This window comes from Oricola nitratireducens (assembly GCF_014904745.1).
Lineage (GTDB): Bacteria > Pseudomonadota > Alphaproteobacteria > Rhizobiales > Rhizobiaceae > Oricola > Oricola nitratireducens.
The window spans coordinates 1-14,758 of sequence record NZ_JACZCS010000042.1; the positions used below are offsets into that span (position 1 = coordinate 1).

A 14,758-nucleotide genomic window follows, 5' to 3' on the forward strand; every position below is an offset into this window, starting at 1 on the left:
TGACGGTCTCCAATTCGCGCGGCGCGTGCCTATTTCGCCGAATATCAATTAAAAAATCTCAACGCGCCGCACGAAACCGCTTCAGGACCGGCGGGATCGCGGCGACGGCGGCAAGCGCCAGGAAAGCAAGCGTGATCTGCGGCGTCACCAGATCGCCGGCCGATACTTCCGTGCCGGCCTCGTGCGCCGCAACGAGCACGCTGTCGAGACCCTCTCCGAGATAGGCATAGGCGAAAGTGCCCGGCAGGATACCGAGAAAGGTCGCCGCGACATATGTGCGCAGCGACACGTTGAAGAGCGCCGGCGCGATATTGACGACGAAAAACGGAAAGACCGGCGCCAGCCGCAGCACCAGAAGGTAGGAGAAGGCATCCTTTTCGAAACCGTCGGCGAGCCGCCGCGCGACACCGCCGACCTTGTCGCGCAGGAAATCACCAAAGGCGCTGCGCGCCGCCAGGAACACGATGGTCGCGCCAGCCGTCGCGGCAAAGGCAACGACGGTTCCGGCGACCAGCCAGCCGAACAGAAACCCGCCGAAGATCGTCAGGATAGACGCGGCGGGGACCGAAAACGCCACCGCGAGGACATAAACGACAGCAAATCCGGCGACCGACAGCGCATAATTGGCTTCGACGAAACCGAGCAGCATCTCGCGGCTTTCGGCGAGAAAGGTCAGCGAGAAATAGCGATGCCAGCCCATCGCGTAGGCAAAGGCGAGCCCGGCGGCAATGACCGCCAGGGGAGCAAAGCGCCGGACAGCACTCACGCGCTTTGTCGTTTTACCGGCTTCGGCCATCATGATCGTCTCGTCGGGCACGCAGCTTTCCTATCGTGTACCGTCTTGATAAACCGTTTTGCCGGCTCCGATACCATAGCCGCCCACCGCATTTGGCCGTCGCGGCGGTAAAGAACAATTCACAAAGCATTGATGCCCGCCAGTGTGATCGGGAGGGCGGCCAGCTTCACAATGCCGTGAGCCGGATCACGGCCGCATCCCGCCATCGCGGGCATTGACTTGATGGCCCGTTTGGATCATAAGCCCGCAACGCTCGGGCGCGTCTCCGGCGGCGCATATTTATTGCGCAAGCCATGAAGACCACGTTCCCAACCGAAAGAATTCAGCCAAGGGCCGCCTCAAGAGGGCGGAAACGACAATGAAACGCACCTATCAGCCTTCGAAACTGGTTCGCAAGCGCCGTCACGGCTTCCGCACGCGCATGGCTACCCCCGGCGGACGCAAGATTCTTTCCGCACGCCGCGCCCGCGGCCGCAAGCGTCTCTCGGCGTAATCGCCCGCCCGCGACGCTGGCGATGTACGAACCGGCAGCAATAGCCGGCACGGATGACCAGCGCGCCAGCAGACCATATGGCGTTTTGCGAAAACGCTCCGAATTTCTTGCCGTGCGCCGTGGGACCAAAGTCCGCGGCGCTTTCGTGCTTGTGGAGGCCTTGAACCGGCAGGAGGGCGGCGCTCCGCGCCTCGGCCTGACCGTGTCGCGCAAGAACGGAAACGCCGTCAGGCGCAACCGCATCAAAAGGCGGCTTCGCGAGGCGGTGCGCCTGCATGGCGCGGGTGACATGGCGGATGGAAATGACTATGTGATCGTTTCAACGCCGAAGGTGCTGCGCGCACCGTTCGATGCCCTGTGTGCCGATGTCTCTTCCGCATTCGCCCAGGCCAATACGAAACTGCAGCGCCGGCAGGACGGCGCGAAAGAGGACCGGAAACCGCACGATGGAAAATAACCGCAACCTGTTCATCACGATCATTCTTTCCGTCGTGATCCTGGCGGCATGGCAGATTTTTTACATCGGGCCGAAGATCGAGGCCGAAAAGCAGGCGCAGATCGAACAGCAGGCCACGCAGCAGACCGAGACGGCCGCCGAAACACCGGCTACGACGACCGAGGCGGGCGGAACGGCCCCGCAGGCGGGGACCGCTCCGGTGATGAGCGAGACGGCAGCCGATACCGCGGCCGAAAGCGCTGGCCGGATCACGATCGACACCCCGGCGCTGACCGGTTCCATCAATCTGCGCGGCGCGCGTTTCGACGACCTGAAGCTCAAGCAGTATCGCGAGACGATCAAGAAGGATTCGCCGATCGTCACCCTGCTGCAGCCGGCTGCCGATCCAAACGGTTATTTCGGCGAGTATGGCTATATCGGCGTCGATGGCGCGCCTGCGGCCGATACCGTCTGGCAGGCGCCGGACGGCGCGACGCTGACGCAGGACTCCCCCGTCGAACTCACCTACACGGCGCCCAACGGGCTCGTCTTCAAGCGCACGGTCTCGGTCGACGACAAATACATGTTCCAGATCAAGGACAGCGTGACGAACAGCTCCGGCGCGGCGGTCGCCCTGCAGCAATACGGCCGCGTCACGCGCTATTCGAAGCCCGAGAAGCCCCCGATCTACGTGCTGCATGAAGGCCTGATCGGCGTCACCGGCGACGAAGGCCTGACCGAGATAAAATACACCAAGATCGAGAAGGAAGGCGAAGTCAAACCCGGCAAATCGACCGATGGCTGGCTGGGCATCACCGACAAGTACTGGGCGGTCACCGTGATCCCCGAAGACGGCAAGTCGTTCCAGCCGCATTACGCCTATTACACGGAGGGACGCACCCGCTACCAGAGTGATTTCCTCACCGATCCGGTTACGATCAATGCCGGCGATACGGCGCAGTTCGACAACCTGTTCTTCGCCGGTGCGAAGATCTCCACCCTGCTCGACGGCTACAAGGAAAAATACAATATCCGCCTGTTCGAGAAGCTGATCGACTGGGGCTGGTTCTTCTTCATCACCCGGCCGATGTTTCAGTTGATCGACTTCCTCTATCATTTCCTGGGCAATTTCGGTCTCGCCATCCTGGCGACGACGGTCATCGTCAAGGCGGTCTTCTTCCCGCTGGCCAATATGTCCTACGCCTCGATGGCGCGGATGAAGGTCGTCCAGCCGAAAATGGCGGAGATCAAGGAGAAGTTCGGCGACGACCGCGAGAAGATGCAGAAGGCGATGATGGAGCTGTACAAGACCGAGAAGATCAATCCGGTCGCGGGCTGCTGGCCGATGCTGATCCAGATCCCGGTCTTCTTCTCGCTCTACAAGGTGATCTACATCACCATCGAGATGCGCCAGGCGCCGTTCTTCGGCTGGATCCAGGACCTGTCGGCGCCCGATCCGTCGCATGTGCTGAACCTGTTCGGCCTGCTTCCCTACGATCCGTCGGCGATTCCGGTCTTCGGGACGTTCCTCGCCATCGGCGTGTGGCCGCTGATCATGGGCATCACCATGTTCCTGCAGATGCGCATGAACCCGACACCGCCGGATCCGACGCAGGCGATGATCTTCACCTGGATGCCGCTGATCTTCATGTTCATGCTGTCGAGCTTCCCGGCCGGCCTCGTGATCTACTGGGCGTGGAACAACACGCTTTCGATCATCCAGCAGGGCATCATCATGAAACGAAACGGCGCCAAGATCGAACTGTTCGACAATCTGAAAGGATTGTTCGGCGGCAAGAAGAAGGCCGATGCGGCGAAATAGCGAAGCCGCATGACCTCCGGCACCAATCACGGCGACGATCAGGCTCTGACGAGCTTCCCGCTGCAATGGGACTTCATCCGGGGCGTGCCCTCGATGAAGTTCCTGCCGCCGGAAGGCCCGCCCGAGGTTGCGTTTGCCGGCCGCTCGAATGTCGGTAAATCGTCGCTGATCAACGCCATCGTCGCCAAGAAGGGCCTGGCGCGCACCTCCAACACGCCGGGACGCACGCAGGAACTGAACTTCTTCGTGCCGGGCGGCTATTCCGGCGAGGCCGGCGACCTGCCGCCGCTGGCGATCATCGACATGCCCGGCTACGGCTTCGCGCAGGCGCCGAAGACGCAAGTGGACCAGTGGACGAAGCTGGTCTTCGACTACCTGCGCGGCCGGGTGACGCTGAAGCGGGTCTATCTGCTGATCGACGCGCGCCACGGCATCAAGAAGAACGACGAAGAGGTGATGGACCTCCTCGACAAGGCGGCCGTCTCCTACCAGGTGGTGCTGACGAAGATCGACAAGATCAAGGAAGCCGGCGTGCCGGGGATGCTCGCGGAAACGGCCAGCCGCATCAAGAAACGCCCCGCCGCATTTCCGTACGTGCTGTCGACCTCGTCGGAAAAGAATATCGGGATCGAGGAATTGCGAGCGGCGATGCTGGTCGCCGCCCGGTCGTAACCGTCAGGCCGTTTCGCCGGGTTTGAACGTCAGCGCGACGCCGTTGATGCAGTGGCGCTTGCCGGTCGGCGGCGGGCCGTCGTTGAAGACATGGCCGAGATGGCCGCCGCAGCGGCGGCAGTGTTCCTCGGTGCGCGGATAAATCAGCTTGAAATCGGTCCGGTTGGCGACAGCGTTCGGCAAGGCCTCGTAGAAACTTGGCCAGCCGGTGCCGCTGTCGAACTTCGCCTCCGAGGAATAGAGTGGCAGGTCGCATGCGGCACAGTGGAATATGCCGGCGCGATGCTCGTCGTTGAGCGGGCTCGTGAACGCCCGCTCCGTCGCTTGCTTGCGCATCACCGCGAATTGCTCTTCCGTCAGGATCTTGCGCCATTCGTCGTCGGTTTTCATGATCTCGAACTCACCTTCAGATCCAGCTGCCAAAGCGTAGGCCGATGCACCGCCGAGAAGAACCGCCGCGGCGCCCATGCCGAGAAAACTGCGTCTTTTCATTGCGGAAACCTCCATCTTTCTCCCGATATATAGGAGGCCGCGGGCGCCGCTGCACATCACGGTTCTGAACAAATTCGTGATGGAACCGGCGCGGGGAAAATCCGGCACCGGGGACCCCGGATGGTTTGCGGGCCGCCTTTCAAACCGGAATTGCCCTCGTTCCCGCAAACGGATAGACGAGAGGAACCGAATGAAAAGGCCCATCGAAAAAGCGGTTCCATGTCCGAAGATACCTCCCCTCCCGCCCCGCAGTCCGAAGCGCATATCCTCGCGAAGGCGCTGCCCTATATGCAGCGTTACGAAAACAAGACGATCGTCGTGAAATATGGCGGCAACGCCATGGGCGACGCCTCGCTCGGCCATGCCTTCGCCCAGGACATCGCGCTTCTCAAGCAATCGGGCGTCAATCCGGTCGTCATCCATGGCGGCGGGCCGCAGATCGGCGCGATGCTGAAAAAGATGGGCATCGAATCGAAATTCGAGGGCGGCCTGCGCGTCACCGACCAGGCCACCGTCGAGATCGTCGAGATGGTGCTGGCCGGATCGATCAACAAGGAAATCGTCGCGATGATCAACGCGGCGGGCGAATGGGCGATCGGGCTGTGCGGCAAGGACGGAAACATGGTCTTCGCCGAGAAGGCCCAAAAGACCGCCAAGGATCCGGACAGCAACATCGAACGCGTCATCGACCTCGGCTTCGTCGGCGAGCCGGTGGAGGTCGACCGCACGCTGCTCGACCTGCTGGCGAAATCCGAGATGATCCCGGTGATCGCGCCGGTCGCGCCGGGACGCGACGGCCACACCTACAACATCAATGCCGACACGTTTGCCGGCGCCATCGCCGGCGCGCTCGCGGCGTCGCGGCTGCTGTTTCTCACCGACGTGCCCGGGGTGCTCGACCGCGACGGCAAGCTGATCAAGGAACTGACCGTCTCGGAGGCCAAGGCGCTGATCACGGACGGCACCATCTCGGGCGGCATGATCCCGAAGGTCGAGACCTGCATCGAGGCGCTGCAGCGCGGCGTGAAGGGCGTGGTCATCGTCAACGGCAAGGTGCCGCACGCGGTGCTGCTGGAACTTTTCACCGAACACGGCGCCGGAACGCTTCTCGTCCACGACAAGAGCTGACGCGAAAAAAATCGCGTCCGACCGCTTGACCTGGAGTTCACTCCAGCCGGTAGAGTCCGATTCACCCGTTCAAGAGAGCGGGCGCAATCGGAGACGGCAGGATGAAAATCGGCGACGTTTCGGCGAAGACCGGCCTCAGCATCGATACGCTGCGTTATTATGAGAAGATCGGGCTGATCGACCCGCCGCCCCGGTCGGGCGGATCGCGTGTCTATGACGACAGCATCCTTGGCTGGATCGGTTTTCTCCAGGCGCTGAAATCGACCGGCATGCCGCTGTCGCAAATGGCCGACTATGCGCGTCTGCGTCGCGAAGGTACCGCGACAGCGGCGCCCCGGCGGCTGATGCTGGAACGCCAGCGCGAGGCCGTGCGGGCGCGCATCGCCGAACTCGAGGACTGCCTGCAGCTTCTCGACCACAAAATCCTCAACTACGAGCAAATCGAAGCCGGCCACGCAGTCGAAGACCGACGCAGAACAGGAACCAACCGATGACCGTACAACCAACCCAAACAACCGCACTCGAACGCGGCCGCGACCTGATCGCGCGGATGAATCCCGACCTCGAACGTGTGCTGGCGGAACGCTACGACGAACATCTGCCGGGCTTTGCGGAAACCCTGATCGAACAGGCCTATGGCCGCCATTACGCCCGCGACGGGCTCGATCTGAAAACGCGCCAGATCGCCACCGTCGCCGCGCTGACGGCGCTCGGCGGCCAGACAGGTCCGCAACTCGCGATCAATATCGAGCACGCGCTCGCGGCGGGCGCCAGCGAGCGTGAAGTCCTGGAGGTCATCTACCAGATGGCCATCTATGGCGGCATGCCGGCGGCGATCAACGGCTTGAACACGGCGATCGCGCTGTTCGAGGAGCGCCGGAAAACGGCCAGCTCTAGCCCTCGATGACCGGTTGCGGCGCGCCCTCGTCGCGGGGCGGGGCGGCGACCGGCTTCGGCAGCAGGCGCACGAGCAGAGCGATCACGACGAAAGCCGAGGCGTTGTAGTATAGCGCGTCCGTCAACGCGGCGGTGTAGGTCTCGGCTTTCGGCAGACCTGCCTGAAGGCCCTGCGCCAGACGCGAGAAGAACAATTGCCCCATCAGGGCAAGGCCGAGCGCGCCGCCGACCTGCTGGAACGACTGCAAGGCACCCGATCCGGACCCGGCATCGCGCGGCGGGACATTCGACAGCACGGTCTGGAACATCGGCGAGATCGCGACGCCGAGTCCGATGCCGCCGGCAAGCAGCGGCAGCGCGAAAAGGAGCCTGTCCAGTGGCGGCTCGATCGCCTGCACGACGAAATGCAGCGCGATCATCGCCGCGGCCAGGAACAGCGCGCCGGCCATGATGCGGCGGCGCAGCCATTGCATGCCGAGCCGGCCGGAAATGACCGAGGCAATCAGGACGCCGATCGAAAACGGCATGGTGGTCAGCCCCGATTGCAGAGGCGTCAGGCCGTTTCCGTTCTGGAGGTAGATGGCGAGCACTAGGAAAAAGCCGGGAATGCCGGAAAACAGGATCGTCGCCATGGCCGAACCGATCAGGAAATTCCGGTTGGTCAAAAGGGTGAACGGCAGAAGCTGCGGCGCACCCGTGCCCTGCTGGCGGCGTTGCCAGACAACGAAGGCCGCGGCAGCGGGAACGGAGGCAGCGATCATCACGAATGTCCATGCCGGCCAGCCGAGTTCCCTGCCCTCGATCAGCGGGAAAATCAGCAGCAGGACGGTCAGGCTGGCGAGCGCGATCCCGCCATAGTCGTTGCGCAGCTCGCGCGATCCGGGCATCGGCGGGATGAACCGCAGGGCGCCGATCACCGCCAGCGCGCCGACCGGAATGTTGACGAGGAAGATCGGGCGCCAGTCGAGCCCGTAGATGTCGGCGTCGATCAGGAAGCCGCCGGCGGCGGGGCCCGTCACCGACGCCAGCCCGGCCGTCAGACCGAAAAGCGAGAAGGCCATCGCGCGTTCGTGCGGCGGGAACAGCACCTGGGCGATCGCCAGCGTCTGCGGCACCATCATGGCGCCGCCGAGCCCCTGCAACACGCGCGCGGCGATCACGAACTGCATCGAGATGGCAAGGCCGCACAATGTCGATCCGAGCGTGAAGACGCCGACACCGATGATGAACATGCGCGGACGGCCGAAAATGTCGCCCAGCCGTCCGAAGGGAAGCAGGCCCAGCGCGAAGACCAGGATATAGGCGGCCACGACCCATTCGATCTGGCTGCTGGTTGCGCTGAAGGCTTTTTGCAGGCTCGGCATCGCGACGTTGACGATGGTCACGTCAATCAGGTTCATGAAGCCGGCGAGCAGCAGCACGAACATGGCAATCCACCGGTCCGGACGCAGGTCTTCCGGCTGGAACTGTTCCTTGGTCATGGCCTTCCCGTTTCGCCGCACTCAGGATTGAAATGATCGAAGCAGTCCGGCCGTCAAGTTCCGCGATGCGATTCGCCGTTCAGGCCATCGACTGCATGCCCGATCCGAACATCAAAGGGAAGGTTTACCGGGCGGTGGCGCAGTCCTGCCGCCGGGGATCGCACCGCCTGGCGCCGGATGTCCCGACCGGCACGAGGCCGGTGACGGCGTTGCCGAGATGCCGGCCCAACTGGTCGGCCTGGTCGTCCAGGCTGTCGCGGGTCGCCGGATCGATGATGGCGATCGGCACCGAGACGGCAAGTCCGGCGGCCGATCCGACCGTGTTGGTCACATCCATCGCAGCCGCGCCCAAACGCTCGCCCAGACCGATGTCCTGATCCGTCACGGTCTGGCCGGCGATCAGGCGGGCGCCAAGCAGGCGAACGACTTCCGGGCTTTCGGCGAACTTGGAGTGGTTCAGCCGGTCGCCGACCCGCAAGGCGGAGAGATCCAGAACCACGATGCCTTCGCGCTCCAGGAGCGCGCGATACTGCGGGTCGTTGATGTCGATCGCGCCGAGGCGATCCACATTGCCGGATATGCGCCGGGACACGCGCAGAGCCTGGTCGTCACGCGACACGAAAACGGTGAACTTCGGATGCTTCGGCCCCATGTCCGCCAATTGCTGACGGAACACGTCGACATCGAGATCCGGCGAGGCGAGGATCACGTTCTCGATCTTTGAGGGCACACCACCATCCCGGATCGCCATCTGGCGCAGCGCCTCGACCGTCAGCCACGTGCCCATCGAGTGGGCGAGCACCGTGATCTCGTCCACCGCGGGATTTTGCACGGCTGTTTTCAGCACCAGTTCCAGCGCGGACCGGGAATAGTTGGTGCTTTCCTTGTCATAACCGTAGGCGAACAGGCTGCCGCGCGACGGCCAGGTAAACAGCAGCGGCGTTGCCTCCATGCGGCTGTCATGGGCGATCTGGGCGAAGCGGAACACCGCGTCTTCATAGCGGTTGTTGAAACCGTGCACGAAGATCAGCAGGCGACGGTTCGGCGTGCGATGCTTGAGGAACCAGGCTTCGGCCGCGCGAACATCGGGAATGGTTTTCACCGAAAGCGCCGCGAAATCCCTGGACGGGTCGGGCGGCAGCTTCTTCGGCCACTGGACTTCCCCGACAGTGCGGTTTTCCTCCGGCGGAATGGAGACGACGATTTCGTTGAGGTCTATCGCGGGGCCCCGTTCACCCGAATAGAGGATGCCGGGATCGGCGGACGGCGCACGGGTGGTTGCAACGAGAATCGGAACCTGCGTCGTGCCTGGAACATCGGTCTCCAGCGGAATCAGGACGCCCTCGGGCAATCCCGCGCAACCGGCGAGCCAAACTACCGCAAACAAGCCTGCCATGTGACGCCCGGCAAAACGCCGGACGGAAGCAACGCAAAACATCCGTCTTCCCTGTAAATAGCCGGCGAACCGATACCCGATCCGTTCCGGACCTACGGGCCGGACGAGGTAAACACATTCGCCCTGAGCATGAAACCGTCCTCAGCCGAGAACAAGGACGAGAATTCCTGCCACAATGAGAAAGCAGCCGGCCAGTTCGAGCCGGTTAATGTGCTCGCGGAAGAAGAAGACGCTCGTCGTCAGCGCAAAGATCATCTCGATCTGGGCAAGCGCCTTGACGATGGCGGCCTGCTGCAGGGTCATGGCGGCGAACCAGCCGAAGGACGCCGTCGCGCCGACAAAGCCGACGACGGCCGAGATCTTCCGGGCCGAGCGGATCTGCGCGATCCCGTCGCGCTCGCGCCAGAGCATCCAGGCGAGCATGACGACGGTCTGGAGCGTGATCGCCCACAACAGCGTCGTGGCCGCCTGGATGGCGAAATTGGGATAACCGAGAGAAAGCGACGCGGCGCGATAGGCGACGGCGGCGACCCCGAACAGGGTACCCGACAGGAGGCCGATCCCGGCGGTGCGCGTGAAGACGGACGTGACCAGCGCCGCCGGGCTGAACACGCTGCGCGCAACGGAAATCAGCATCACGCCGGCGACCGAAATGGCGATGGCGACAAGGCCGGGCGGGCTGACCGTCTCGCCGAGGAAAACGAGGCCGAACAGCGCGGCCTGCGCCGGTTCGGTGCGCGAATACGCCGTGCCGACGGTGAAATTCCGGAAGGCGAAGAGATGAATGAGCAAAAAGGTCCCGGCGATCTGCGACAGGGCGCCGACGCTCATCCAGCCAAGGAAAACGGGCGACGGCGACGGGACCGGCGCGCCGGTGAAGGCGGCGAGGAGAAACAGGTAGAGCGCCGCGAACGGCAGGCCGAAGCCGAAGCGCACGAAGGTGGCGCCGGTGGTGCCCATATGGCCCTTCAGGTGCCTTTGAAGCGAGGAGCGGATGTTCTGCAGGAACGCCGCGGCGATTGTGATGACTATCCAGAGTTCCATGGGATGTCCCATTGTCGGGCTCGATACCGCGGCGACGAAACCGGCGGGCGGTTTCAAATCGCGGAGGCCAAGCAATCAGGCGTGGAGATGCGGGTTGAGCGGCCGCAACGATGCGGGCCTTTGAACTGTTCAGGAAAGCCGGCTCAGCATCGTGCCCGAGAAGGCGCCAAAGAAACGCACCGGCAGGCGTTTGCGGTCCTGCAGGATAAAGGCGGCGGCGAGCGCCTTGCGTTCGGCGGTCGAGTTCGACATGCGCGAAATCTACCACCCTTTGGTCAGAGCCGCCAATTCTATTTCACGCCATGTCCGCCACGGCGGCAAAACGCGAAAGCCGCGATCACAACCCTGAAATCTCCATGACTTGGCCGGGATTTCGTGCTTAAGCATCGCGCATGAACGCAAAAGCCTCCCCCGCCGATTTCGCGCATGTGCGCGAATGGGTATTCGATCTCGACAACACGCTCTACCCGCATCACAGCAATCTGTTTTCGCAGATCGACGTGAAGATGACGGCCTATGTCGCCGAGCTTCTGCAGATCCCCAGCGACGAAGCCCGCACAATCCAGAAGGACTTTTACCAGCGCTACGGCACGACGCTGAAAGGGCTGATGGAAAACCACGGTGTCGATCCGGACGACTTCCTGGAGAAGGTGCACGACATCGACTATTCGTGGATCGCGCCCGACCCGGCGCTGGGCGAGGCGATCAAGGCCCTGCCCGGCCGCAAATTCATCTTCACCAATGGCGACCGCGGACACGCGGAACGCGCCGCACGGCAACTCGGCGTGCTCGATCATTTCGACGACATTTTCGACGTCGTCGCGGCGGATCTGGTGCCGAAGCCGGCGGCAGAGACCTACGACAAGTTCCGCGCGCTCCACAGGGTGGATTGCGAACATGCGGCGATGTTCGAGGATCTGGCCCGCAACCTGACGATTCCCAAGTCGCTCGGCATGACGACGGTGCTGGTCGTGCCGCATAATTTCGAGCCGGACTTCACGGAGATCTGGGAACAGGACGCCGGCGAGGATCAGGTCGACTACGTGACCGACAATCTCGCCGATTTCCTGAGCGCGCTGACGGGAACCGCTGCCGGCGCCTGACCGCGTACGCTTTCCCCGGTCAGATCGCGTAAAAGGCTTTCACCACGCCCCACGCCTCCTCCGCCGTATCGACCGAGTCGAAGAGCCCGGCATCGTCCGGGGAAATGGTGCCCTGTTCGGCGAGGAATTCGAGATTGATGACGTTCGCCCAGAAGTCCTTGCCGAACAGCAGGATGGGCACGCGCTCCATGCGCCCGGTCTGGATCAGGGTCAGCGACTCGAACAGTTCGTCCATCGTGCCGAAGCCGCCGGGGAAGACCGCGATCACCCGGGCCCGCATCAGGAAGTGCATCTTGCGGATCGCGAAATAGTGGAAGTTGAAGCAGAGGTCGGGCGTCACATACTCGTTCGGCGCCTGTTCGTGCGGCAGCACGATGTTGAGACCGATCGACTGTGCCCCGACATCGACCGCACCACGGTTTCCGGCCTCCATGACCCCCGGTCCGCCGCCGGTCACGACCACGAACTCGGTGCCGCCGGTGGAAAGGGAGTGTTCGGAGCAAAGCCGGGCGAAGGCGCGCGCCTCGTCGTAGTAACGCGCATTGGCCTCCAGGTTCCGCTTTTGCGTCTCGTTCTTGGCCGCCCACGCGATGCCGCCCGGTTCCGGGATGCGCGCGCCGCCGAACAGGACGACCGTCGAGGTGATGCCGCGCTCCTGCAGCATCAGCTCCGGCTTGAGGAGTTCCAACTGCAGGCGGACAGGACGGAGATCTTCCCGGCACAGGAAATCCGAATCGTCATAGGCAAGCCGGTAAGCCGGTGCGCGCGTCTGTGGCGTGTCGGGGACGACCCTCGCCCGGTTCATGTCCTGATGGGAGGGGACCAGGGGGTCCCAGACATCCCGGTATCGCTTGGCACTCATTCACTTTCCCCAAGGCGCGCACAGATGCCGCACCGCCGTTGTCTGCATTGACCACGGCACGCGCATTCGCGTAGGAACCCGCCGAATGCGCACAGCCGAAGCGCCCCATATTATCCGCCGATAAGGAAACAATTCATGACCGCTCACGACATCGCGACGCTGGAAACCATCATCGAGGCCGCGTTCGAGAACCGGGATACCGTATCCACGAACACGCGCGGCGAAATCCGCGACGCGGTCGACGAAGCGCTCAACCTGCTCGATTCCGGCAAGGCGCGGGTCGCCGAACGCCAGGCCGACGGCAACTGGACCGTGAACCAGTGGCTGAAAAAGGCGGTGCTGCTGTCGTTCCGGCTCAATCCGATGGAAGTCATCGGCGGAGGCCCTGGCGACGCGGTCTGGTGGGACAAGGTGCCGTCCAAATTCGACGGCTGGAGCGGGCAGCATTTCGAAAAAGCCGGGTTCCGCGCCGTGCCGAACTGCATCGTGCGCCGTTCCGCCCATATCGCCAACGGCGTCGTCCTGATGCCGTCCTTCGTCAATCTCGGCGCCTATGTTGACGAAGGCACGATGGTCGACACCTGGGCGACCGTCGGCTCCTGCGCGCAGATCGGCAAGAACGTGCATCTTTCGGGCGGCGTCGGCATCGGCGGCGTGCTGGAGCCGATGCAGGCCGGACCGACGATCATCGAGGACAACTGCTTCATCGGTGCGCGTTCGGAGGTCGTGGAAGGCTGCATCGTGCGCGAGGGCTCCGTGCTCGGCATGGGCGTCTTCATCGGCAAGTCGACCAAGATCGTGAACCGTGCGACCGGCGAGATTTCCTACGGCGAAGTACCGCCCTATTCCGTCGTCGTTGCCGGCACGATGCCCGGCAAACCGTTCCCGAACAACGAGCCGGGCCCGAGCCTCTATTGCGCGGTGATCGTGAAGACCGTCGACGAAAAGACGCGCTCGAAGACCGGCATCAACGAATTGCTGCGGGACTGAACGCGGTGACCGGGGCGCCTCGTCATCCGGTAACGGTCGGCTGGGTGCTGTTCGGTTTCAGGGGCCGGATCGGGCGCAAGAGCTTCTGGCTCGGCGCGCTGCTGATGATCCTGATCCAGGCGGCGGTTATCTCGCGGATCGTCACTATTCCGGAGGACAGCCCGGAAATCGCGCTGTGGGGGCTGGTGTTGCTTGCGATCTGGCTGGCATCCGCCTGGGTGGCTCTCGCGCTGGCGGCGAAACGGCTGCACGATCTCGGCCTGCCGGGCATGCTGGCGATCTGCCTGCTGATACCGGCGATATCGTTCATCGCCTTCCTGCTTCTGGCATTCCTGCCGTCGCGCCCGGAAACCAACGAATACGGCCCGCCGCCTTTTTCGAACAGCTAGACCATCGGAATTATCCGGCGATCAGAGCCCGGCGACTTTTTTCGTCAGGCCGGTGACGCGCAGCCATTCGGCGGAATTCTCCGGCGACTGGATCTTGGAAATCCTCACGCTGGTCTTTGCCGCCGGCAGCACGGCGTCGGTCATGTTGTCGAGAACAAAGTCACCCTTGTCGGTCCTGACGACCAGAACGGCGTGGGGTTCACCGTGGCGCCGGCCGACGGCGATCAGGAGATCGCTGGCCGAATATCCGCGCCGCATCAGTTCGGCCCGTTTCTCCAGCACATAGTCCTCGCAGTCGCCGGCCTTGTTGACCGGCAGGCGCCAGACCTCGCGCTTGCCGTAGTGGTCCCAGTCCGACATCGACTTGACGGAGCGATTGACGCGCAAATTGACGCTGCGCAACACGCCCATGCGACTGGACGCGAGACGGCCGGCGCCGCCATGCGCCCTGCAATCGGAACGGTGGGACTTGCAATATTCGTAATGGCCGACCGGTTTGGATGCCGGGCCGCCCATTCTCAACCAGGTGGAAGCATACGCGCCTGACGGGATACTGCCCGAGATGACGAGGGCAGCGGTCAAGAAGAACCTTTTCATCCCGGTTACCTCCTTCGCCTGTTCTCCGCTTCCCTCATTTTTCGGCCGCGAACGTTGTCCGGAAACGACTTCGGCGGCTTTTGCATTAACAGTTAACCAAATCCCGGGCGCTGGCGCCAGAACGAATTGGAAGGCACGGCGGACGCCGTGCCTTCAGGTT

At 63.2% G+C, this 14,758-nt stretch carries 18 protein-coding genes; 10 read left to right on the top strand and 8 right to left on the bottom strand.

The window, feature by feature from the left end; genetic code table 11:
• Positions 1–58: 58 nt before the first annotated feature.
• A complete protein-coding gene (locus IG169_RS18640) occupies positions 59–796 on the bottom strand; it encodes a TVP38/TMEM64 family protein (RefSeq protein WP_193177835.1) in 738 nt (245 codons plus the stop codon).
• Between the two features lie 358 nt (positions 797–1,154).
• Here IG169_RS18640 and rpmH point away from each other — a divergent pair, with 358 nt between their 5' ends.
• Genes rpmH through yihA form a run of 4 tightly spaced genes read left to right on the top strand, consistent with a single transcriptional unit; the run spans position 1,155 to position 4,219 of the window.
• The gene (gene rpmH, locus IG169_RS18645) at positions 1,155–1,289 is read left to right on the top strand and encodes a 50S ribosomal protein L34 (protein ID WP_193177767.1); all 135 of its coding nucleotides are present in this window, start codon (positions 1,155–1,157) and stop codon (positions 1,287–1,289) included.
• Between the two features lie 22 nt (positions 1,290–1,311).
• Positions 1,312–1,746, top strand: coding sequence for a ribonuclease P protein component (gene rnpA, locus IG169_RS18650; RefSeq protein WP_193177768.1), 435 nt, complete (start codon positions 1,312–1,314; stop codon positions 1,744–1,746).
• Positions 1,736–3,547: a membrane protein insertase YidC gene (gene yidC, locus IG169_RS18655; protein WP_193177769.1), complete on the top strand. Its 1,812-nt coding sequence runs from the start codon at positions 1,736–1,738 to the stop codon at positions 3,545–3,547. The genes rnpA and yidC overlap by 11 nt, the downstream gene beginning before the upstream one ends.
• Positions 3,548–3,556: 9 nt before the next feature.
• On the top strand, positions 3,557–4,219 hold the full coding sequence (yihA, locus tag IG169_RS18660; protein ID WP_193177770.1) for a ribosome biogenesis GTP-binding protein YihA/YsxC: 663 nt from the start codon (positions 3,557–3,559) through the stop codon (positions 4,217–4,219).
• A 3-nt stretch (positions 4,220–4,222) separates the two neighbouring features.
• Here yihA and msrB read toward each other — a convergent pair whose 3' ends face one another.
• Positions 4,223–4,711 carry a peptide-methionine (R)-S-oxide reductase MsrB gene (msrB, locus tag IG169_RS18665; RefSeq protein ID WP_193177771.1) on the bottom strand — a complete coding sequence of 163 codons (489 nt, stop codon included), beginning with the start codon at positions 4,709–4,711 and terminating at the stop codon, positions 4,223–4,225.
• A 219-nt stretch (positions 4,712–4,930) separates the two neighbouring features.
• Between msrB and argB the strand changes: the two genes are divergently transcribed.
• The 3 genes from argB to IG169_RS18680 all read left to right on the top strand — a co-directional run bounded on the left by argB (position 4,931) and on the right by IG169_RS18680 (position 6,746).
• Positions 4,931–5,839, top strand: coding sequence for an acetylglutamate kinase (gene argB / locus IG169_RS18670; protein ID WP_193177772.1), 909 nt, complete (start codon positions 4,931–4,933; stop codon positions 5,837–5,839).
• Between the two features lie 101 nt (positions 5,840–5,940).
• The gene (locus IG169_RS18675) at positions 5,941–6,333 is read left to right on the top strand and encodes a MerR family transcriptional regulator (RefSeq protein WP_193177773.1); all 393 of its coding nucleotides are present in this window, start codon (positions 5,941–5,943) and stop codon (positions 6,331–6,333) included.
• Positions 6,330–6,746, top strand: a complete 417-nt coding sequence (locus tag IG169_RS18680; RefSeq protein WP_193177774.1) for a carboxymuconolactone decarboxylase family protein — start codon at positions 6,330–6,332, stop codon at positions 6,744–6,746. The genes IG169_RS18675 and IG169_RS18680 overlap by 4 nt, the downstream gene beginning before the upstream one ends.
• Here IG169_RS18680 and IG169_RS18685 read toward each other — a convergent pair.
• The 4 genes from IG169_RS18685 to IG169_RS24265 form a co-directional block, all read right to left on the bottom strand.
• A complete protein-coding gene (locus IG169_RS18685; protein WP_246717454.1) occupies positions 6,733–8,217 on the bottom strand; it encodes an MFS transporter in 1,485 nt (494 codons plus the stop codon). The genes IG169_RS18680 and IG169_RS18685 overlap by 14 nt on opposite strands.
• Positions 8,218–8,341: 124 nt before the next feature.
• Positions 8,342–9,613 carry an alpha/beta hydrolase gene (locus tag IG169_RS18690; protein ID WP_193177775.1) on the bottom strand — a complete coding sequence of 424 codons (1,272 nt, stop codon included), beginning with the start codon at positions 9,611–9,613 and terminating at the stop codon, positions 8,342–8,344.
• A 141-nt stretch (positions 9,614–9,754) separates the two neighbouring features.
• A complete protein-coding gene (locus tag IG169_RS18695; RefSeq protein WP_193177776.1) occupies positions 9,755–10,657 on the bottom strand; it encodes a DMT family transporter in 903 nt (300 codons plus the stop codon).
• Between the two features lie 129 nt (positions 10,658–10,786).
• Entirely contained in the window at positions 10,787–10,909 is a 123-nt protein-coding gene (locus IG169_RS24265; RefSeq protein WP_281435947.1) for a hypothetical protein, read from the bottom strand.
• Between the two features lie 140 nt (positions 10,910–11,049).
• Here IG169_RS24265 and IG169_RS18700 point away from each other — a divergent pair, with 140 nt between their 5' ends.
• Positions 11,050–11,760, top strand: a complete 711-nt coding sequence (locus IG169_RS18700) for a pyrimidine 5'-nucleotidase (RefSeq protein WP_193177777.1) — start codon at positions 11,050–11,052, stop codon at positions 11,758–11,760.
• A 19-nt stretch (positions 11,761–11,779) separates the two neighbouring features.
• On the opposite strand, the gene IG169_RS18705 is transcribed toward IG169_RS18700, so the two are convergent.
• Positions 11,780–12,565, bottom strand: a complete 786-nt coding sequence (locus tag IG169_RS18705; protein ID WP_428982269.1) for an LOG family protein — start codon at positions 12,563–12,565, stop codon at positions 11,780–11,782.
• 192 nt (positions 12,566–12,757) lie between these two features.
• Between IG169_RS18705 and dapD the strand changes: the two genes are divergently transcribed.
• Positions 12,758–13,612, top strand: coding sequence for a 2,3,4,5-tetrahydropyridine-2,6-dicarboxylate N-succinyltransferase (gene dapD / locus IG169_RS18710; RefSeq protein ID WP_193177779.1), 855 nt, complete (start codon positions 12,758–12,760; stop codon positions 13,610–13,612).
• A 5-nt stretch (positions 13,613–13,617) separates the two neighbouring features.
• The gene (locus tag IG169_RS24270) at positions 13,618–14,001 is read left to right on the top strand and encodes a DUF805 domain-containing protein (protein ID WP_193177780.1); all 384 of its coding nucleotides are present in this window, start codon (positions 13,618–13,620) and stop codon (positions 13,999–14,001) included.
• A gap of 21 nt (positions 14,002–14,022) precedes the next feature.
• Here IG169_RS24270 and IG169_RS18720 read toward each other — a convergent pair whose 3' ends face one another.
• Positions 14,023–14,598, bottom strand: coding sequence for a transglutaminase-like cysteine peptidase (locus IG169_RS18720; RefSeq protein WP_193177781.1), 576 nt, complete (start codon positions 14,596–14,598; stop codon positions 14,023–14,025).
• Between the last annotated feature and the right edge of the window lie 160 nt (positions 14,599–14,758).